General features: G+C 71.5%; 19 protein-coding genes and 1 tRNA gene. 11 read left to right on the top strand and 9 right to left on the bottom strand.

The genetic code is table 11. The features are described from left to right. Window positions 1–32: 32 nt before the first annotated feature. Window positions 33–233: a hypothetical protein gene (locus tag ABZ930_RS21810; RefSeq protein ID WP_361550131.1), complete on the top strand. Its 201-nt coding sequence runs from the start codon at window positions 33–35 to the stop codon at window positions 231–233. A 4-nt stretch (window positions 234–237) separates the two neighbouring features. Here the strand turns inward: ABZ930_RS21810 and mscL are convergent, their stop codons facing one another. The 6 genes from mscL to ABZ930_RS21780 all read right to left on the bottom strand — a co-directional run bounded on the left by mscL (window position 238) and on the right by ABZ930_RS21780 (window position 6,043). Beyond that, window positions 238–711 carry a large conductance mechanosensitive channel protein MscL gene (mscL, locus tag ABZ930_RS21805; protein ID WP_361550129.1) on the bottom strand — a complete coding sequence of 158 codons (474 nt, stop codon included), beginning with the start codon at window positions 709–711 and terminating at the stop codon, window positions 238–240. Between the two features lie 150 nt (window positions 712–861). Then, complete coding sequence (locus tag ABZ930_RS21800) at window positions 862–1,452, bottom strand: hypothetical protein (protein WP_361550127.1); 591 nt, start codon at window positions 1,450–1,452, stop codon at window positions 862–864. 153 nt (window positions 1,453–1,605) lie between these two features. Beyond that, window positions 1,606–2,460: an S-methyl-5'-thioadenosine phosphorylase gene (locus tag ABZ930_RS21795; protein WP_361550125.1), complete on the bottom strand. Its 855-nt coding sequence runs from the start codon at window positions 2,458–2,460 to the stop codon at window positions 1,606–1,608. Between the two features lie 87 nt (window positions 2,461–2,547). Next, window positions 2,548–2,913, bottom strand: coding sequence for an FmdB family zinc ribbon protein (locus ABZ930_RS21790; protein ID WP_361550124.1), 366 nt, complete (start codon window positions 2,911–2,913; stop codon window positions 2,548–2,550). A gap of 69 nt (window positions 2,914–2,982) precedes the next feature. Beyond that, window positions 2,983–4,278 (bottom strand): MFS transporter, encoded by a 1,296-nt coding sequence (locus ABZ930_RS21785; protein ID WP_361550122.1) that lies wholly within the window; start codon window positions 4,276–4,278, stop codon window positions 2,983–2,985. Between the two features lie 307 nt (window positions 4,279–4,585). Further along, window positions 4,586–6,043: a potassium/proton antiporter gene (locus tag ABZ930_RS21780; RefSeq protein WP_361550120.1), complete on the bottom strand. Its 1,458-nt coding sequence runs from the start codon at window positions 6,041–6,043 to the stop codon at window positions 4,586–4,588. Window positions 6,044–6,297: 254 nt separating this feature from the next. On the opposite strand from ABZ930_RS21780, the gene ABZ930_RS21775 reads away from it, so the two are divergent. Further along, on the top strand, window positions 6,298–9,060 hold the full coding sequence (locus ABZ930_RS21775; RefSeq protein ID WP_361550118.1) for a penicillin acylase family protein: 2,763 nt from the start codon (window positions 6,298–6,300) through the stop codon (window positions 9,058–9,060). A gap of 67 nt (window positions 9,061–9,127) precedes the next feature. On the opposite strand, the gene ABZ930_RS21770 is transcribed toward ABZ930_RS21775, so the two are convergent. Then, a complete protein-coding gene (locus ABZ930_RS21770; RefSeq protein WP_361550116.1) occupies window positions 9,128–9,748 on the bottom strand; it encodes a 5-formyltetrahydrofolate cyclo-ligase in 621 nt (206 codons plus the stop codon). Between the two features lie 94 nt (window positions 9,749–9,842). Between ABZ930_RS21770 and galU the strand changes: the two genes are divergently transcribed. The 8 genes from galU to ABZ930_RS21730 all read left to right on the top strand — a co-directional run bounded on the left by galU (window position 9,843) and on the right by ABZ930_RS21730 (window position 17,820). Continuing rightward, on the top strand, window positions 9,843–10,769 hold the full coding sequence (gene galU / locus ABZ930_RS21765; protein WP_361550114.1) for a UTP--glucose-1-phosphate uridylyltransferase GalU: 927 nt from the start codon (window positions 9,843–9,845) through the stop codon (window positions 10,767–10,769). Window positions 10,770–10,773: 4 nt separating this feature from the next. Continuing rightward, window positions 10,774–12,135, top strand: coding sequence for a gephyrin-like molybdotransferase Glp (glp, locus tag ABZ930_RS21760; protein WP_361550112.1), 1,362 nt, complete (start codon window positions 10,774–10,776; stop codon window positions 12,133–12,135). Between the two features lie 96 nt (window positions 12,136–12,231). After that, the gene (gene moaC, locus ABZ930_RS21755; RefSeq protein WP_361550110.1) at window positions 12,232–12,714 is read left to right on the top strand and encodes a cyclic pyranopterin monophosphate synthase MoaC; all 483 of its coding nucleotides are present in this window, start codon (window positions 12,232–12,234) and stop codon (window positions 12,712–12,714) included. 153 nt (window positions 12,715–12,867) lie between these two features. Then, window positions 12,868–13,392: a MogA/MoaB family molybdenum cofactor biosynthesis protein gene (locus tag ABZ930_RS21750; RefSeq protein WP_361550108.1), complete on the top strand. Its 525-nt coding sequence runs from the start codon at window positions 12,868–12,870 to the stop codon at window positions 13,390–13,392. Beyond that, window positions 13,389–14,057: a GNAT family protein gene (locus ABZ930_RS21745; protein ID WP_361550173.1), complete on the top strand. Its 669-nt coding sequence runs from the start codon at window positions 13,389–13,391 to the stop codon at window positions 14,055–14,057. Before ABZ930_RS21750 ends, ABZ930_RS21745 begins: the two co-directional genes overlap by 4 nt. 171 nt (window positions 14,058–14,228) lie before the next feature. Next, entirely contained in the window at window positions 14,229–15,461 is a 1,233-nt protein-coding gene (gene glpR / locus ABZ930_RS21740; RefSeq protein ID WP_361550106.1) for a gephyrin-like molybdotransferase receptor GlpR, read from the top strand. Window positions 15,462–15,530: 69 nt separating this feature from the next. Continuing rightward, window positions 15,531–15,604: transfer RNA gene (locus tag ABZ930_RS21735), tRNA-Ala, on the top strand. Between the two features lie 179 nt (window positions 15,605–15,783). Then, window positions 15,784–17,820, top strand: a complete 2,037-nt coding sequence (locus ABZ930_RS21730; protein ID WP_361550104.1) for a S9 family peptidase — start codon at window positions 15,784–15,786, stop codon at window positions 17,818–17,820. A gap of 3 nt (window positions 17,821–17,823) precedes the next feature. On the opposite strand, the gene ABZ930_RS21725 is transcribed toward ABZ930_RS21730, so the two are convergent. Then, complete coding sequence (locus tag ABZ930_RS21725; RefSeq protein WP_361550102.1) at window positions 17,824–18,345, bottom strand: GNAT family N-acetyltransferase; 522 nt, start codon at window positions 18,343–18,345, stop codon at window positions 17,824–17,826. Between the two features lie 69 nt (window positions 18,346–18,414). On the opposite strand from ABZ930_RS21725, the gene ABZ930_RS21720 reads away from it, so the two are divergent. After that, a complete protein-coding gene (locus tag ABZ930_RS21720) occupies window positions 18,415–19,215 on the top strand; it encodes an exodeoxyribonuclease III (RefSeq protein ID WP_361550100.1) in 801 nt (266 codons plus the stop codon). Here the strand turns inward: ABZ930_RS21720 and ABZ930_RS21715 are convergent. After that, the gene (locus ABZ930_RS21715) at window positions 19,206–19,841 is read right to left on the bottom strand and encodes a MerR family transcriptional regulator (RefSeq protein ID WP_361550171.1); all 636 of its coding nucleotides are present in this window, start codon (window positions 19,839–19,841) and stop codon (window positions 19,206–19,208) included. The two genes, ABZ930_RS21720 and ABZ930_RS21715, sit on opposite strands and share 10 nt — an antisense overlap. Between the last annotated feature and the right edge of the window lie 16 nt (window positions 19,842–19,857).

Genomic DNA, 19,857 nt, shown 5'->3' with positions numbered 1-19,857 from the left:
CCGCTCCGCCGCCGGAGACGTACCCTGGAGCCATGAGCAGCACCGCCCCCGACCCCAAGAAGCGCGACCCGAAGAAGCGTGACCCCAAGGCCGCGCTCATCTTCGACGATCCGCTGACCGCGCAGTCCGCGGACGATTCGGACCGCGGGTGGGGCGAGAGGCCGACGGCGTCCGACAACAGCGCCGCCGACCTGGCCCGCTTCCTCGACGAGAAGCCGCCCCACCACATCTGATCCGCTACGGGGTGCTGTGCCCCGAACCGCGCTGCGAGATGAGCGCGTCGCGGATCTCCTTGAGGACCTCCAGCTCCGAGACCTCGATCGTCTCCTGGACGCCCTCCTTCTCCGCCTTCCGGGCCGCGGCCCTGGCCAGGTACTTGGCCATCGGCAGCACCAACAGGAAGTAGACCACCGCGGCGGTGATCACGAAGCTGAGGACGGCGCTGAGCACGGTGCCCCACAGGATCGGGATGCCGCTCGTGACCTCCCCCGCGTCGTTCACCGAGCACGGGCCCTTCAGGCACGACTGGTAGTGGTCGAGGTCCTTGGTGCCGAACGCGCCGACCAGCGGATTGATCACGCCCTTGACCACGGAGTTCACGACGTTCGTGAACGCGGCGCCGATGACCACCGCGACCGCGAGGTCGATCACGTTGCCACGGAGCAGGAAGGCCTTGAAGCCCTCCAGGACGCTTGTCTTTTCCTCGGTCACTCTGGAGCCCTTCTCGACATGTGGGGGAGGGGTACGAGACCCCCGCGTCACCTAAGTCGGGCTGTTCCGAGCATGTCCAATCCTGTACTCCTCGCGGGTGACCACGGCGCAAGGCCGTCGCAATTGCGGGCCCGACCGGCACGGATCCGCTCACCACACCGTCACCGCCAGCCGGGAGGCGGCACCCGCGCCCGCGAGCCGCGCGGCCGTCGCCCGCTCCACCGAGAGCACCACCAGCGCCCCGCCGTCGGCCGCGACGTCCCCCGGCCCCGACCGCGCCGCCCTCGGCACCGAGACCACCCGGGCCCCCGAGGCCAGCACCCGCACCCCCGGCACCCCGTCCGCCCGCGCCGCCACCACGTCGACCCGGTCGCCCGGCCGCAACAGCCGCACCGCTCCCGCGTCGGCGATCCGCACCGGCGCGGACACCGGCGCGGGCGCATGCTTGCGCGACGCACCCGCACGCCCGCCCGGCGGCGCCTGCGCGCGCTCATGCCCGTGCTCAGGCCCTGACGACGGCACGGCGGCCACCAACGCCGCCGCCGTCAGGGCGAGTCCGGCGCCGACCACGGCCCGCCGCCGGCGCCCCGCACCGGACCGCCACCGCCCGCCCCGCACCCGTACCGGAGGGAAGGCGGGCACCACCGACGTCGGCGGAGCGCCGAACCGGCCCGGAGCAGGCGCACCGGAGGAACCAGCGAAATCAGGGGGATCAGCGAACTCGGACACCACGGATGTCACCGCCAGACGGTCGGAAGGAGGGCCGTGACCGGCCGAGCCGGGCACCGCGCCCGTCTCGCCGACCACGATCCGCCCCCGCGCCCCGTCCCGCCGGGCCCCGTGCACTACCGAGCGGTTGTGGACAACTCCCTCATCCGAAAGGGGAGTTCCGCGTTACGGCAGCCGGAATCCCGGGTCCATCCCGCCGAGCGCGCTCGCGCAGAGACAGTCCCGCTCCCCGGTCGCCGGCAGCGCCGCCACCGCGTCGAACAGCACGGTGCGCAGCCGGTCCACGTTCTGCGCGAACACCTTGAGCACGTCGTCGTGCGAGACGCCCTCACCGCTCTCGGCGCCCGCGTCCAGGTCGGTGACGAGCGTCATCGACGTGTAGCAGAGCTCCAGTTCACGGGCGAGCATCGCCTCGGGGTGCCCGGTCATCCCCACCACGGACCAGCCCATGGCGGCATGCCACTGCGACTCGGCACGCGTCGAGAAGCGCGGCCCCTCCACGACCACGAGGGTGCCGCCGTCCACCGGCTCCCAGTCCTTGCCGCGCGCCGCCGCCACCGCGGTCCTGCGCCCCACGGGGCAGTACGGGTCGGCGGGCGAGACGTGCACGACGTTCGGCACGGTGCCGTCCGGCAGCGGATGCCCGTCGAAGTAGGTCTGCGCCCGGGACTTCGTCCGGTCCACGAACTGGTCCGGCACCAGCAGCGTCCCCGGCCCGTACTCCGGCCGCAGGCCGCCCACCGCGCACGGGCCGAGCACCTGGCGCACCCCCACCGAGCGCAGCGCCCACAGATTCGCGCGGTAGTTGATGCGGTGCGGCGGCAGATGGTGACCGCGCCCGTGCCGGGGCAGGAAGGCGACGCGCCGCCCGGCCACCTCACCGAGGAAGAGCGAGTCGCTCGGCGGGCCGTAGGGAGTGTCCACCTGGACCTCGGTCACGTCGTCCAGGAAGGAGTAGAAGCCGGAGCCGCCGATCACGCCGATATCGGCGCTGGCACTTGTGTTCGCGTTCGTCGCCATGGTCAGCACACTAACCAAGCCCGCCCACGCCAAAGACCCCGCCGTCAGGGACGACAGGGTCTCGTAAGACGTCGGAGAGGCGCGCGCCTACGCGGCGGACGACGAGCTGGAAGAGCTCGACGTGCTGGAGGACGACGACTTCGACTTCGAGTCCGAGGACGAAGAGGACGACGAAGAAGAAGACGACGCCGAGGAGGACGACGAGGTCGAGGAACCCGACTTCGTGTCCGACTTCGAGTCGGACTTCGACGACGCCGGGCTGCTGCTCGACGACGAGCCGCGGCTGTCATTGCGGTAGAAGCCGGAGCCCTTGAACACGATGCCGACGGCCGAGAACACCTTCTTCAGGCGGCCACCGCAGTTGGGGCACTCGGTCAGGGCATCGTCGGTGAACTTCTGCACCGCCTCGAGGCCCTCGCCGCACTCGGTGCACTGGTACTGGTAAGTCGGCACTGTGTCTTCCTCCTGGCACTCTCACTCAATGAGTGCTAACGACGGTCCATAGTGGCCTATTCCACGGGATCAGTCCACTGCCACCGGCACTCGGTGACCGACACCACGTGCCACGGTGCGCCCCGCGGACGGCGGAACGAGCCGCGAGCGCAGCAGGAACATGACCACCAGGGCCAGCACGGTGCCGCCCATCGGGACGAGGAAACCGGCCCCGTCCCAGAAGCCGTCCTCCAGCTGTCCGGCCACCGTCACGGCGGCCGCCTGGCCGAGCGCGACGGCGCCGGTGAGCCAGGTGAAGGCCTCCGTGCGGGAGGTCGCGGGCACGATCTTCTCGACGAGCGTGTAGCCGGTGATCAGGGACGGCGCGATGCAGACACCGACCAGCAGGCCCAGCCCGGCGAGCACGACGACGGACTGCGCGGCCCACAGCCCGGACGCGGTGATCGCGAGCGCCGTGTAGCCGATGAGCAGGCGGCGCTGCGGGGCGATCTTCCAGGCGACGGCGCCGCAGACCAGGCCGGAGAGCATGTTGCCGGCGGCGAAGATCCCGTACAGGACACCGTTCAGACCGGGCCGGCCCATCGCCTCGGTGTAGGCGGCGAGCGAGACCTGCATGCCGCCGAAGACGGCGCCGATGCCGAGGAACGTGACGATCAGGACGCGCACGCCGGGCACCCGCAGCGCGGACACGTGCTCCACGCGCGCGTGCTGGTCGAACGGGCGCACCGGAGGCTGGGTGCTCTTCTGGGCGGCGAACAGCAGACCGCCGACCAGGGTGAGCGCGGCCTCGGCGATCAGGCCCGCCGCCGGGTCGACGCCGGTGCACAGCGCGGTGGCGAACAGCGGGCCGAGGACGAAGGTGAACTCGTCGGTGACCGACTCGAAGGCCGCAGCGGTCTGCATCAGGGGCGAGCCCTGGAGCCGCACACCCCAGCGGGCGCGCACCATCGGCCCGATCTGCGGCGTGGAGGCACCGGTCGGCACGGCGGCCAGGAACAGCGTCCAGGTGGGCGCCCCCGACAGTGCGAGCACGGTCAGCGTGAGTCCGGCGGCGGAGTGCACCAGGACGCCGGGCAGCAGCACGGCCCGCTGGCCGAAGCGGTCGGCCAGTTTGCCGCTGTAGGGCGCGAACAGCGCCATGGAGACACCGGTCGTCGCGGAGACCGCGCCCGCGGTGCCGTAGGAGCCGGTGGTGTGCTGGACGAGCAGCACGATCGAGATGGTCAGCATCGCGAACGGCTGGCGCGCGGCGAAGCCGGGCAGCAGGAACGTCCAGGCGCCGCGGGTGCGCAGCAGCCGGCCGTAGCCGGGGCGCTTGGTCCGCCCCTGGTCGGCGGGATCGGTGACCGTGGCCTTCTCTGGCACGGCCCTTGCCTTTCTGCCGCCTGGTAGTGCCCGCCTCCCGGTCGGGGAGGGGGCACCGAGAGCCGTCCTCATGCGCCGGGAACCGAGTGATACCTGCGGTCCGCGCCAGGAGAGGCCCTGGCCAAGCGGTTCGCGCGCGTGAGGGCGGGCGCCGCAAGGGGACCGCGGCCGCTTTGCGGTCGCGCCGGCTCTACTTCAGGCAGAGTCGGTGGTACGTAGGGGTGCGTACGTGTACGTCGTACGTCGGTCCGGGAGCCGGGTGCGCGGGTCTGGTCATTCGCCCATGTACACGGATCCGGTCTCCATGTTAACGGCCGGTTTCCGGTCCGCTGCCCAGCCAGCCGGCCAGCTTGCCGCCCTGGCCGATGGCGCGCAGCCGGGCCTCGGCCGCGTCCCGCACGGGGTCGGTCGCGACCACGAGCAGTTCGTCGCCGCGCCGCAGCACGGTCGTCGGGCCGGGGACGAACGATTCGCCGTCGCGGACGACGAGCGTCACGGAGGCGCCCTTGGGCAGCCGCAGCTCGCCGACCTCCACACCGTGCATTCGCGAGCCCTTGGGCACGGACACGGACAGCAGATGCCCGCGCAGCCGCTCCAGGGGCGCCGATTCGATGCCCAGGTCGGCGGCCTCCGCGGAGTCGCCCAGGTTCAGCTTCCTGGCCAGCCAGGGCAGTGTGGGCCCCTGGATGAGCGTGTAGACGACGACCAGTACGAAGACGATGTTGAAGATCCGCTGGCTGTCGGCGACGCCGGTCACCATCGGGATGGTCGCCAGGATGATGGGCACCGCGCCGCGCAGGCCGGCCCAGGACATGAGGGCCTGCTCCTGCCATCGCATCCGGAACGGCAACAGGCTGATCAGCACTTCCAGCGGTCTGGCGATCATCGTGAGCACCAGTCCGATGAGGAGCGCGGGCACGATGTCGTCGGCCAGCTCGTGCGGGGTGACCAGCAGGCCGAGCAGCACGAACATGCCGATCTGCGCGATCCAGCCGAGCCCTTCGGCGAAGCCGCGGGTGGCCGGCCAGTGGGGCAGCTTGGCGTTGCCCATCACCATGGCGGCCAGATAGACGGCGAGGAATCCGCTGCCGTGGGCCATGGCGCCCGCGGCGTAGGCGACGGTCGCGATGGCCATCACGGCGATCGGGTAGAGGCCGGAGGCGGGCAGCGCGACGTGCCGCAGCCCGTAGGAGCCGAGCCAGCCGACCGCGAGGCCGATCGCGGCACCGATGGCCAGCTCCAGGGCGATCTCGCCGATGAGGACGTACCAGTGCTCCACGGGGCCCGCGGCCGAGAAGGCGACCACGAGGATGACGACCGGGGCGTCGTTGAAGCCGGACTCGGCCTCCAGGACGCCGGTGATGCGGGCCGGCAGCGGCACCTTGCGCAGCACGGAGAAGACGGCCGCGGCGTCCGTCGAGGACACCACCGCGCCGATGATCAGGGCCGGCCGCCAGTCCAGGCCCACCAGATAGTGCGCGCCCGCCGCGGTCACGCCCACGCTCACCGCGACGCCCACGAGGGACAGTGCGACGGCCGCCGGGAGCGCGGGTTTGATCTCCTTCCACTTCGTGCCGAGGCCGCCCTCGGCCAGGATCACGACAAGAGCCGCGTATCCGATGACCTGGGTCATCTCGGCATCGCTGAAGGAGACGTCGCCGATCCCGTCCTGGCCCATGGCGATGCCGATGCCGAGGTACAGGAGCAGGCTGGGCAACCCGCTGCGCGACGAGACGCGCACCGCGGCGACCGCGATGAGCAGCACAAGGGCGCTGACGAGCAGGAGCTGGTTGAGGTGGTGGACAGTCAGGGGCCGTTCCTTCCGCGAGGAGGCTTCGCACGGTCGGCGTGGGGGGAGTTACTTCGTTACCTTACCTAATCTTTGACGCTTTCTTGACGCGAGGGCCGTTTCGCCGACCGCTCGCGGGTGCCTCCTTCCTGACTCCGCGTCCGAGCGCGCTGCGCACTGCTCGTATGGTTGCTCTCGCCCGCCGCTAGCGAAGGACAGCAAGGATCGCGATGCCCTCCACTACGAACGCCTCTGCCGGCAGCAAGCCGCGCAAGAAGAAGGGGCGCCGAGCCCGACTGATCGTGATCGTCCTGGTGTTGGCGGTGATCGCGGGCATCGGGTACGGCGCCTACTGGAGCGTCGACAGCGTCCGTGCCTCCTTGCCGCAGACCACGGGCTCCATCAAGATCGACGGTCTCGACGGGCCCGTTCAGGTCAAACGGGACGGCTACGGCATCCCGCAGGTCTACGCGTCCTCGGACGAGGACCTGTTCAAGGCCCAGGGCTTCGTGCAGGCGCAGGACCGGTTCTACGAGATGGACGTGCGCCGCCACACCACCTCCGGCCGGCTCTCCGAGATGTTCGGCAAGGGGCAGGTCAAGACCGACGAGTTCCTGCGCACGCTCGGCTGGCACCGGGTCGCGCAGGAGGAGTACGACTCCAAGCTCTCGCCGGAGACCAAGAAGTACCTCCAGGCGTACTCCGAGGGAGTCAACGCCTACTTGTCGGGCAAGAGCGGCAAGGAGATCTCCGCGGAGTACGTCGCGCTCGGCTTCGAGAACGACTACAAGCCGCAGAAGTGGACGCCGGTCGACTCGGTGGCCTGGCTGAAGGCGATGGCCTGGGACCTGCGCGGCAACATGCAGGACGAGATCGACCGCTCCCTGATGACGAGCCGCCTCGGCCCGAAGCAGATCGCCGATCTCTACCCCGACTACCCGTACGACCGGAACAAGCCGATCGTCCAGGAGGGCGCCTACAACAGCGCCACCGGTGAGTACGACCCGAAGGCCACCGACACCTCCACGCAGTCCGGCACCTCCGGCGGGACGGCGGGCACCGGCCTCACGGGCGGCACGCAGGCCCCCAGCAGCCTCCAGAGCCAGCTGGGCGGCCTCTCCGACGTCCTGGACCAGATCCCCGACTCCGCGGGCCTGGGACCGAACGGCAACGGCATCGGATCGAACTCCTGGGTCGTCTCCGGAAAGCACACCGTCAGCGGCAAGCCACTGCTCGCCAACGACCCGCACCTCGCGCCGCAACTGCCGTCGGTCTGGTACCAGATGGGCCTGCACTGCACGAAGGTCGGCCCGAAGTGCCAGTACGACGCGACCGGCTACACCTTCGCCGGGATGCCCGGCGTGGTCATCGGCCACAACCAGAACATCTCCTGGGGCCTGACCAACTCGGGCGTCGACGTCACCGACCTGTACCTGGAGAAGTTCAGCGGCGACGGCTACCTGTACGACGACAGGACCAAGCCGTTCACCACCCGCAAGGAAGTCATCAAGGTCGCGGGCGGCGACTCCAAGACCATCACGGTCCGCGAGACCAACAACGGCCCGCTGCTGTCCGACCGCAACGACGAGCTGGTGAAGGTCGGCAAGAAGGCGTCCGTCGGCTCCTCGGCGCCCGACCGCGGCGACGGCTACGGCATCGCGCTGCGCTGGACCGCGCTGGAGCCCGGCAACACCATGGACGCCGTCTTCGAGATCGACAAGGCGTCGAACTGGACCGAGTTCCGCAAGGCCGCCGAGGACTTCCAGGTGCCCTCGCAGAACCTCACGTACGCCGACACCCAGAACAACATCGGCTACACGCTGCCCGGCCGCATCCCGACCCGCGCCGAGGGCGACGACGGCTCCCTGCCGTCGCCGGGCTGGGACTCGAAGTACCGCTGGACCGGCTACATCAAGCAGTCCGAGCTGCCCTACGAGTACAACCCCGAGCGCGGCTACATCGTGACCGCCAACCAGGCCGTCGTCGGCGAGGACTACCCGTACACGCTCACCACGGACTGGGGCTACGGCACCCGCAGCCAGCGCATCTCCGACCTGATCGCCTCGAAGATCAAGGACGGCGGCAAGGTCTCCACCGACGACATGCGCACCACGCAGATGGACAACAGCAGCGAGATCGCCAAGCTGCTGGTGCCCTACCTGCTGAAGATCGACGTCGAGGACAAGGACGTCCGCCAGGCCCAGCAGCTCCTGGAGAACTGGGACTACACCCAGAACCCGGACTCGGCGGCCGCCGCCTACTTCAACTCGGTCTGGCGCAACATCCTGAAGCTGGCCTTCGGCAACAAGCTGCCCAAGGAGCTGCGCGTCGAGGGACAGTGCCTGACCGTCGACCCGGTCGACAACACCGGCCCGGCCGACGAGGACCGCAAGGTCCGCGAGTGCGGCGAGCGCGACACGGACTCAGCGCAGCCCGACGGCGGCGACCGCTGGTTCCAGGTCGTCCGCACCATCCTCAAGGACGAGAAGAACGACTGGTGGAAGGCGCCCAGGTCGCGCACCGACAAGGCCACCCACAACCGTGACCAGCTGTTCGACCGCGCCATGGAGGACGCCCGCTGGGACCTGACGGCCAAGCTGGGCAAGGACATCGACACCTGGAGCTGGGGCCGCCTGCACAAGCTGGAGCTGAAGAACCAGACCCTCGGCACCGAGGGCCCGGGCTGGCTGCAGTACGTGCTCAACCGCGGCCCCTGGAAGCTCGGCGGCGGCGAGGCGGCCGTCGACGCGACCGGCTGGAACGCGGCGGGCGGATACGGCGTCGACTGGGTGCCGTCGATGCGCATGGTGGTCAACCTGGACGACCTCGACAAGTCCCAGTGGATCAACCTGACCGGCGCCTCGGGCCACACCTTCAGCTCCCACTACACGGACCAGACCGACAAGTGGGTCAAAGGCGAGCTGCTGCCGTGGGCGTTCTCCAAGGACGCCGTCGACGACACGACGTCGGACACGCTGGTGCTCAAGCCGTGACACCGGACGCATGAAGACATGAAGAGGGGCCTCCACGCGCGCGTGGAGGCCCCTCTTCATGGGGCGCCTAGAAGCGGCGCACGCCCGACGGCGTCACCACCGCGTGCACGGCCTTGTCGTGCGCCTCGTGCGGGAGGTGCGCGACCACCTCGCCGTCGTACAGGAGCACGACGAGTGCCGGGTGTGCGCCGGAGGCTTCCAGCCGGGCCAGTACGCGGTCGTAGGAGCCGCCGCCGCGGCCGAGCCGCATCCCGCGCGCGTCCACCGCGAGCCCCGGCAGCAGGACGGCGTCCGCCGCGAGCACCGCGTCCCGCCCGAGCCGTTCGCCACCCGGCTCGGCCAGCGTCATCCGGCCCGGATGCCGTACGTCCACGAGGGAACCGGGCCCGTCGTACGCGCCCCAGTCCAGGTCGTTGTCGGGCAGCAGCACCGGCAGGAGCACCCGTGTCCCGCGCGCGTGGAGCGCGTCGAGCAGCGCGCCCGTGCCCGGCTCGGTGCCCACGGACACGTAGGCGGCGACGGTGGACGCCGTCGCCAGCTCGGCGAGGCCGAGGGCGCGCCGGGCGAGAATTGCCTGCGCTTCCCGCACGTCATCCTCTGGCAACGCTTTCCTCACCAGGAGGAACTCCCGCCGCAATGTGCGCTTGTCAGGCTCGGCGGCACGCGCGTCACGTGGGTGCGGGCTCATAGGGAACTCACAAACCTCTCCTCATCCACTCATATATGTGCCAACAAAGCGGACCCACAGATTCCGCCCATTGGCGCCGGATATGGTGACCGACATGACTGACTCGCACACCAGGATCACCAAGGCTGTCATCCCCGCCGCGGGCCTCGGGACCCGGTTCCTGCCGGCCACCAAGGCGACTCCCAAGGAGATGCTCCCGGTCGTCGACAAGCCTGCGATCCAGTACGTGGTCGAAGAGGCCGTGTCAGCGGGTCTCGATGACGTACTCATGATCACAGGCCGCAACAAGCGCCCCCTCGAGGACCACTTCGACCGCAACTACGAGCTCGAGTCGGCCCTCCAGCGCAAGGGCGACGCCAGCCGCCTCGCCAAGGTCCAGGAATCCAGCGACCTCGCGACCATGCACTATGTCCGCCAGGGCGACCCCAGGGGCCTCGGCCACGCCGTGCTGTGCGCCGCCCCGCACGTCGGCCACGAGCCCTTCGCGGTCCTCCTCGGCGACGACCTCATCGACCCGCGCGACCCGCTGCTCGCGCGCATGGTCGAGGTCCAGGAGCAGCACGGCGGCAGCGTCGTCGCGCTCATGGAGGTGGAGCCCTCGCAGATCCACCTCTACGGCTGCGCCGCCGTCGAGACGACCGCCGACGGCGACGTCGTCCAGGTCACCGACCTCGTCGAGAAGCCGGACCCGGCGGACGCACCCTCCAACTACGCGGTCATCGGGCGCTACGTCCTCGACCCGAACATCTTCGACATACTGCGCAAGACCGAGCCGGGCCGCGGCGGCGAGATCCAGCTCACCGACGCGCTGCAGAAGCTCGCCGCGCAGCATCAATCAGCGACTACCGTCGCGGGGACGATCGGCGGCCCCGTGCACGGCGTCGTCTTCAAGGGCCGCCGCTATGACACCGGCGATCGCGGCGACTATCTGCGTGCCATTGTCAGACTCGCGTGCGAACGTGAGGACCTGGGCCCGGACTTCCGGACCTGGCTTCGCAGTTACGTCACCGAGGAGATGTAGCACCTTGAGCAGCGCGACCACCCCGTCCGCCACCGGTCAGCACCAGCTGTGGTCGGTGGACGAGCACCTGGACGACATCCTCACCACCGTCCACCCGCTCGACCCCATCGAGCTGCAACTCCTCGACGCCCAGGGCTGTGTGCTGGTCGAGGACGTGACGGTGCCGGTCTCGCTGCCCCCGTTCGACAACAGCTCGATGGACGGCTACGCGGTGCGCGTCGCCGATGTCGCGGGCGCGAGCGAGGAGTTCCCCGCCGTGCTCACGGTGATCGGCGACGTCGCGGCGGGCGCGGCCGGACCCGACGGACAGCCCACCGTCGGCCCCGGCCAGGCCGCCCGCATCATGACCGGCGCCCCGCTGCCGCCCGGCGCGGAAGCCGTCGTCCCCGTCGAGTGGACCGACGGCGGCCTCGGCGCGGGACCGGTCGCCTCCATGACCGCCCACAGCGCGGCCCCCGAGGGCGCCTCCGGCGAAGTCCGCGTGCACCGCCCCGCCCCGGCACGCGCGCACGTCCGCGCCCAGGGCAGCGACGTCCGGGCCGGCGACAAGGCGCTCGCCGCCGGCACCGTGCTCGGCCCGCCGCAGATCGCCCTCCTCGCCGCCATCGGCCGCGGCACCGTACGCGTACGCCCGCGCCCGCGCGTGGTCGTCGTCTCCACCGGCAGCGAACTGGTCCAGCCCGGCGAGCAGTTGGCCGACGGCCAGATCTACGACTCCAACAGCTTCGCGCTGACCGCCGCCGCCCGCGACGCCGGAGCCATCGCCTACCGGGTCGGCGCGGTCGCCGACGACGCCGAGACGCTCCGCTCCACCATCGAGGACCAGCTGATCCGCGCCGACCTCATCGTCACCACCGGCGGCGTCAGCGTCGGCGCGTACGACGTCGTGAAGGAGGCCCTGACCTCCATCGGCGACCCCGATGCGGAGGACGGCCTCGGCGCCGGCAGCGGCGTCGAGTTCCGCAAGCTGGCCATGCAGCCCGGCAAGCCGCAGGGCTTCGGCTCGGTCGGCCCCGACCACACCCCGCTGCTCGCCCTTCCCGGCAACCCGGTCTCCAGCTACGTCTCCTTCGAACTGTTCGTCCGCCCCGCCGTCCGGACGCTGATGGGCCTGCCCGCCGAGACCGTCCAGCGCCCCAGGGCCCGCGCGGAGCTGGCCACCGACAAGGCCCTGACCTCGCCGTCCGGCCGCCGCCAGTTCCTGCGCGGGGTGTACGACGCCGAGGCCGGCCGGGTCGCGCCCGTCGGCGGCTCCGGCTCCCACCTCATCGCGGCGCTCGCCCAGGCGGACGCGCTGATCGTGGTCCCCGAGGACGTCACGTCGGTCGAGCCCGGCACCGAGGTCGACGTGGTCGTCCTGGGCTGACCCGCCCGGCCGCCGCGGGCTCGCGATACCGTGTCGCGCACAACAGTCCGGCGCGCCCGCACCGCGCACGGCTCGGATCGGGAGCGCCACCACGCCATGAGCACTTCGCAAGGACACCTCACCCATCTCGACGAGGCGGGCGCGGCCCGCATGGTCGACGTGTCCGGCAAGGACGTCACCGCACGCACCGCGCGTGCCAGCGGGCGCGTGCTCGTGTCGTCGCGCGTGGTCGAGCTGCTGCGCGGCGAGGGCGTCCCCAAGGGCGACGCCCTCGCGACCGCGCGGATCGCCGGGATCATGGGCGCCAAGCGCACCCCCGACCTGATCCCGCTGTGCCACCCGCTCGCCGTGTCCGGCGTGAAGGTGGACCTGTCCGTGGCGGACGACGCCGTCGAGATCCTGGCCACGGTGAAGACGACGGACCGTACGGGCGTGGAGATGGAGGCCCTCACCGCGGTCTCGGTCGCCGCCCTCACCGTCGTCGACATGGTCAAGGCCGTCGACAAGGGCGCCGTCATCTCCGACGTGCGGGTCGAGGAGAAGACGGGCGGCAAGTCGGGCACCTGGAGCCGGTCATGACGGTGACTCCGTCGGTTCGGCGGGTTTCCGGGCGGCTCACGCCGCGTTCGCCCGAGGGGCGGGTGTGTCCGCTCTCGTCGGCGTCCGCGGGCCGGTGGCTCCGCCGCGCGCAGTTCCCCGCGCCCCTGACGGGGCTCGGGCAGGGAGGCCGCCATGTCTGAGACCTACCGCGCCCTCGTCGTCACCGCCTCCAACCGGGCCGCCGCGGGCGTCTACGCCGACAAGGGCGGTCCCCTGATCGCCGAGGGGTTGCGGGCGATGGGCTTCCGGGTCGAGGGGCCCCAGGTGGTCCCGGACGGCGACCCCGTCGAGGCCGCCCTGCGGGCCGCGGTGGAAGCGGCGTACGACGTCGTCGTCACCACCGGCGGCACCGGCATCTCGCCCACCGACCGCACCCCCGAGGCGACCGCCCGCGTCATCGACCACGAGGTGCCGGGCATCCCCGAGGCGATCCGCGCGTACGGCCGGGAGAAAGTGCCCACGGCGGCGCTCTCCCGTGGCCTCGCCGGGGTCGCCGGGCGCACACTCATCGTGAACCTTCCGGGGTCGAGCGGGGGAGTGAAGGACGGCCTCGCCGTCCTGGCCCCCCTGCTCACCCACGCCGTCGACCAGCTCCGCGGCGGCGACCATCCCGGACCGGACACCGGACCGGATGCCCACGCCGGGGGTGCGCTCTGAACAGCCCGTCCTGGCCCGTCGTCCTGGCGGACGGCGATGTCGTCCTCCGCCCGATAAGGCTGCGCGACCAGCGTGCCTGGCGCGAGGTGAACCGGCGCAACCGCGACTGGCTGCGCCCCTGGGAGGCGACGATCCCGCCGCCGACCCCGAGCGGCCCGATCACGCACCGCCCGACCTACCGTCAGATGGTCCGCCATCTGCGCGCGGAGGCCAACGCGGGCCGGATGCTGCCCTTCGTCATCGAGTACCAGGGCCGCCTGGTCGGTCAGTTGACCGTGGCCGGGATCACCTGGGGGTCGATGTGCTCGGGGCACGTCGGCTACTGGGTCGACCAGTCCGTCGCCGGGCGCGGAGTGATGCCGACGGCCGTCGCGCTCGCCGTCGACCACTGCTTCCGCACCGTGGGCCTGCACCGCATCGAGGTCTGCATTCGGCCGGAGAACGGGCCGAGCCGCCGGGTCGTGGAGAAACTCGGATTCCGCGAGGAGGGGCTGCGTCCACGGTATCTTCACATCGACGGCGGCTGGCGCGATCATCTCGTCTTCGCGCTCACCGCCGAAGAGGTCCCTGAGGGCATGCTCAGGCGCTGGCGGCGCGAGCGTCCCGGCAACAGCGCAGGTCCGGGGGCACCCAACACGGTGGACCCGGGAACCCCTTCGAAATAAAATAAATGTTCGAATTTGATCGTCGGTGGACCGTGAGAGCCATTAAATTCCCGCTCCGGTCGGCCAGTTGATCGCACCAGTCGCAAAAAAAGCTCGAAATATCAGCCAGATCGTGCGACACACCGACTCAATTGGCGGATCCCCTCACGGAAACCCCTCTACGGTGTGACCGTGAGCAGCAGCGGCCTCATCTACGCAGTCATCGTCGGGGCCTGGGCCGCCTACTTGGTGCCGATGTGGCTCCGTAGGCAGGACGAGCTGAACGAAGCCCGTCCGACGGAACGCTTCAGCACCGCGATCCGACTTCTCTCCGGTCGGGCGGGCATGGAGCGCCGTTACGCCAAGGACCTCCAGGCACGCTCGCCCGAGGACGAGCGGCGCGGCGACCCGGTCGACCCGGACGCGCCCACCGATCCGGTGGACGTCCGGGCCTTCGTCGCGCCCTCGGCCGGCGAGCGGCCCCCCGCGGTCACCGAACGGCCCCCGGCCGCCGACCGCCCCCCGACCACCCACCGCCCCCCGGCCGCCCCGCGCCCGGCACCCGCCCAGCGCCCCCCGGCCCCCGGACGCGACCACCCCGAACCGGTCCGCGAACCGGCGCAGGCGGCCGCCAAGTCCCGCGCCGCCCGTGCGGCTTCCGCCGAGGCACAGGCCCGCGCCCGCCGCACCAAGGTGCTCGCCCGCCGCCGCCGTACCACCGTGATGCTCTTCATCGCGTTCACCGTCGGCGCGGTCGTCGCCGGAGTCGGCGGCATCGCGTTCCTGTGGGCACCCGCGGCACCGGCCCTGCTGCTCAGCGCGTACATCGTCTATCTGCGCGCCCAGGAGCGCCGCCGCTTCGCCTACGTCATGGACCGCCGCCGCGCCGAGATCGCGGCGCAGCGCCTCCGCGAGCGGCAGCCCCGCAGGCGCCAGGCGGCCGCGGGCCGCGCCACGGCCGAGCACGGCCAGTACGCTGAATACTCCGACACCGCGGAGGAAGGACCAGAGACCGAGGAGAGCGCCACCGACCCCGGACTCGAAGCGCTCGCCGCCGACCGGCGCGCCCTCGTCGAGCAGACCGACCACGCCGAGTGGGTCGACCAGCAGCGCGAGCGCCAGCGCCACCCCGGCCCCGGCGACAGCTGGGACCCGGTGCCGGTCCCGCTGCCCACCTACGTGACGGCGCCGGTCGCCCCGCGTGCCGGCGGCGGCATCGACTACGGCGCCCCCGAGACCTGGAGCGCCGCCCGCTCGTCGGCCGTCGAGGAGGAGCACGCCGAGGAGGCGCCCACCGCCGACGACGGACGCAGCGACGCCCGCCGCGCCGCCTCCGCCCGCCGCTCGCGCGAGCGCGGCCGCACCCCGCTCTTCGACCAGTACGACGACGGTGCGGACGGCCGGCCCCGCGCCGCCAACGAGTGACCGGGCTGACCAGCCCGTAACGGATTTCCGAGCACCCCGGCCGGGGTGCTAGAGTTTCACTCGTTGCAAGGGCCTGTGGCGCAGTCCGGTAGCGCACCTCGTTCGCATCGAGGGGGCCAGGGGTTCGAATCCCCTCAGGTCCACTGCAACACCGCTTGTGAGGCGACTCGCAGACGGTGGACAAGATCCCGTCCGATCATCACGATCGGGCGGGATCTTTGCGTTGACGGGATTTTTGCGTTGACGGGTCGGCTGCGTCGACGGGTCGGCCGACGGTGAAATCCCCTGTCCCGCACGGCATTCGCGCGCGAGAATCGCGACCATGCCTGAAACCCCTGACAGTCCTGACACCGCCGGTGGTGCCTCCGCCTTCCACGACCTCTCCGCCTATCTCGCCCTGCCCCGCGTCAACTCCCTCGCCCTGTCCGGCGACGGCAGCCGGCTGGTCGCCGCCGTGCAGAACCTGTCCGGCGACGGCACCCGCTTCGTGTCCGGCCTGTGGGAGCTCGACCCCGCCGGCACGCGCGAGGCGGTCCGGCTGACCCGGTCCGACAAGGGCGAGTCCGGGCCCGCGTTCGGCCCGGACGGAGCGCTGTACTTCCTGTCCGGCCGCCCCGGTGACAGCGACGGAGACGACGGCAAGCACGAGGGGCCCGCGCTGTGGGCGCTGCCCCCGCGCGGCGAGGCCGCCGTCGTGGCCCGCCACCCGGGCGGCATCGCGGCGTACACCGTCGCCCGCGACTCCGGCGCCCTCGCCCATGTCGCCGGACTGCTGCCCGGCACCGCCGACGCCGAGGCACACGACAGGCTCCGCAAGGAACGCGAGGACGCCAAGGTCACCGCGATCCTCTACGAGGCCGGGCCGACCCGTGCCTGGGACCGTGACCTCGGCCCCGAGGACCCGCACGTCTTCGTCCGCGCCACCGCCGACGCCTCCCTCGTCGACGCCGGCGGACAGGGCGCCGGCCTGGAGGACGCCGGCGACGCCGTGCTGTCGCCGGACGGCACGCGGGTGGCGTACACCCGGTTCGAGGCCGGCCGCGTCCCCGACGAGAACCGCACCGCCGTGGTGATCGCCGACGCGACGACCGGCAAGCCGCTCCACGTCCTCGGCGACCTGGTCCACCTCTACGAGGCGCCGGTCTTCACCGGCGACGGCACCGCCGTCGTGTGCAGCCGGATGTTCTACCCCACCTACGACGAACCCTGGGACGGCACGCTCGTCCGCATCGACCTGGCGAGCGGCGAGGTCACCGACCTGCTGCCCGGGTTCGACAACTGGCCCGGCGGCACCGTCTGTTCACCGGCCGACGACACCCTCTTCTTCACGGCCGACGAGAAGGGCCACAGCCCCGTCTTCCGGCGCGACCCCGACGGCACCGTCACCCGGCTCACCGCCTCCGGCGCGTACGGCTCCCTGTGCGTGGCCCCCGACGGCCGCACCCTGTACGCCCTGCGCAACGCCATCGACTCACCGCCGCGCCCCGTCCGCCTCGACGCCGCGACGGCCGACCAGACGCCGGCCGAACTGCCCGCCCCGGGCGGAGTCGGCGCCCTGCCCGGCACCCTCACCGAGGTGCACGTCGAGGCCGACGACGGCTTCCCCCTGCGCGGCTGGCTCGTGCTGCCCGAGGGCGCCTGTGCCGAGCGGCCCGCGCCGCTGCTCGTCTCCGTCCACGGCGGACCGCAGGGCTCCTGGAACGCCTGGACCTGGCGGTGGAACCCGTGGCCGTTCGCCGCGCGCGGCTACGCGGTGCTGCTCCCTGACCCGGCCCTGTCGACCGGCTACGGGCAGCGCAACCACGAGCGCGGCTGGGGGCAGTGGGGCGGGCGCCCGTACGACGACGTGATGGCGCTGACCGACGCCACCGAGGCCCGCGACGACATCGACGCCACCCGCACCGGGCTCGCGGGCGGCTCCTACGGCGGCTACATGGCCAACCGGGTCGCCACCAGCACCGACCGTTTCAAGGCGATCGTCAGCCACGCGGGCCTGTGGGACCTGCGGATGTTCCAGGGCGACACCGACGTCCCCTGGTACTTCCAGCGGATCTTCGGCGACCCGCTGACCCGCCCCGAGCGGTACGAGGCCGACTCCCCGTACGAGAACGCCGCGAAGATCAGCACCCCGATGCTGGTCATCCACGGCGCGAAGGACTACCGGGTGCCCGTCGGCCAGGGCGCGGCGCTCTTCCAGGACCTCCAGCGGTTCGAAGTCCCCGCGAAGTACCTCTACTTCCCGGACGAGAACCACTGGATCCTTTCGCCGGGTCACATCAAGGTCTGGTACGAGACGTTCCTGAACTTCATCGACCACCACGTGCTCGGCACCGAGTGGCAGCGCCCCGGACTGCTGTGACGGTCAGCCCTGGAGGGGCTTGGCGTAGCAGCGGCTGAGCTCCTCGAACCGGTAGTGCCCGAACTTGGCGCACGGCTCGTACCCGCTCGACAGGTACAGCGCTATGGCCTCGGGCTGCTTGGTGCCGGTCTCCAGGACCATGCGGGTGCGGCCCGCCGCGCGGGCGTCGTCCTCCAGGGCGGCCAGGATGCGGCGGGCCAGCCCGAGCCCGCGGGCCTCCGGGGTGACGTACATCCGCTTCAGCTCGGCGTCCCCGTCCGCGTACCCCTCGTCGTTCTCGTCCTGCGTGCGCCAGCCGCCGGTGGCCAGCGGGACGCCCGCCGCGTCGTACGCGATCAGGTAGTGGCCGCGCGGGGCGTCGAACATCGTCGGGTCGAGGGGAGTGACATCGCCCTCGTCGCCGTAGCGCTCCGCATATTCGAGCTGTACGCGGTCGTTCAGGGCGACCGCGTCGGGGTGGCCGAAGGAGACCTGCCGCACGGTGATCCCGGCGGTGGTGGCGGACGGCGCGGACTGGATACTCATACGTTCCATCGTAACTCTATGCTGAAGCGCTTGCGGCTGGTCCGTCCAGTGTGCCGGTACCGTGGCCGGGTGCTGACTGTGACCAGTGTGAACGTGAACGGGCTGCGGGCCGCCGCCAAGAAGGGCTTCGTGGAGTGGCTCGCCGAGACCTCCGCCGACGTCCTGTGCCTCCAGGAGGTGCGGGCCGAGCCGCACCAGCTGCCCGACGAGGTGCGCGAACCCGAGGGGTGGCACGTCGTGCACGCCCCGGCCGCCGCCAAGGGTCGCGCCGGAGTCTCCCTCTACACGCGGCGCGAGCCGGAGCGGGTGCGGATCGGGTTCGGGTCGGCCGAGTTCGACGGCAGCGGCCGGTACGTGGAGGCGGACCTGCCCGGCGTCACCGTCGCCTCCCTCTATCTGCCCTCCGGCGAGGTCGGCACGGAGCGGCAGGACGAGAAGATCCGGTTCATGACCGAGTTCCACGCCTACCTGAAGGACCTGCGCGAGCGAGCCGCCGCCGACGGCCGCGAGGTCGTCGTCTGCGGCGACTGGAACATCGCCCACCAGGAGGCCGACCTCAAGAACTGGAAGGCCAACAAGAAGAACTCCGGCTTCCTCCCCGAGGAGCGGGAGTGGCTGGGCCAGGTCCTCGACGCGAACGACGGCGGCTACGTCGACGTGGTGCGGGCGCTGCACCCGGACGTCGAGGGGCCGTACTCGTGGTGGTCGTATCGCGGACGTGCGTTCGATAACGACGCAGGATGGCGCATCGATTATCAGCTCTCGACGCCGGGGCTCGCGCAGCGCGCGGTCAAGGGGTTCGTGGAGCGGGCGGCCACCCACGCGGAGCGCTGGTCGGACCACGCCCCGGTCACCGTCGTCTACGAGTAGGACCCGCCCGGGGGCGGGCTGAGTTTGCGGTCCAGGGCCATCGAGAGTTCCGCCTCCACCACCGACTTGGCCAGCGGGCGCAGGCGTTGGACGTCCTTTTCGTCGCCGTGGGCCAGGACCAGTTCGTGGAAGAGGGTGGCGAGTGCGTCCGCGTGTTCGCGGACGGTGCGGGCGGCGGCCAGGACCTCCGCGAGCGGGATGCCCTCGCGGACCAGGGCCGCCGAGACGTCGAGCAGGCGGCGGCTGATGTGGACGATCTCCTCGCCGTCGGTGCCGAGGTAGCCGAGGTCCAGGGCCGCCTGGAGGTTCTCCGGGGTGACGTCGCCGGCGAAGTGGTCGGCGAGTTCGGTGGCGGTCAGGCGGACCGGGATCTCCTCGGTGGGTTCGCCGATGCCGAGGAGTTCGGCGACGTCGCGGCCGCGGTCGAAGGCCTCGGAGAGTTCGGCGATGCCGTTGAGGGTGTGGCCGCGCTCCAGGAGCTGGGCGATCGTGTGCAGGCGGGCCAGGTGCGTGTCGTCGTACCAGGCGATGCGGCCCTCGCGGCGCGGGGGCTTGATGAGGCCGCGCTCGCGGTAGAAGCGCACGGTGCGCACCGTGATGCCGGCCGCCCTGGCCAGCTCCTCCATGCGGTACTCGCGCTGC

Source organism: Streptomyces sp. NPDC046716 (genome assembly GCF_040645755.1).
GTDB lineage: Bacteria > Actinomycetota > Actinomycetes > Streptomycetales > Streptomycetaceae > Streptomyces.
This window is presented reverse-complemented; position numbering and strand designations above follow the sequence as displayed.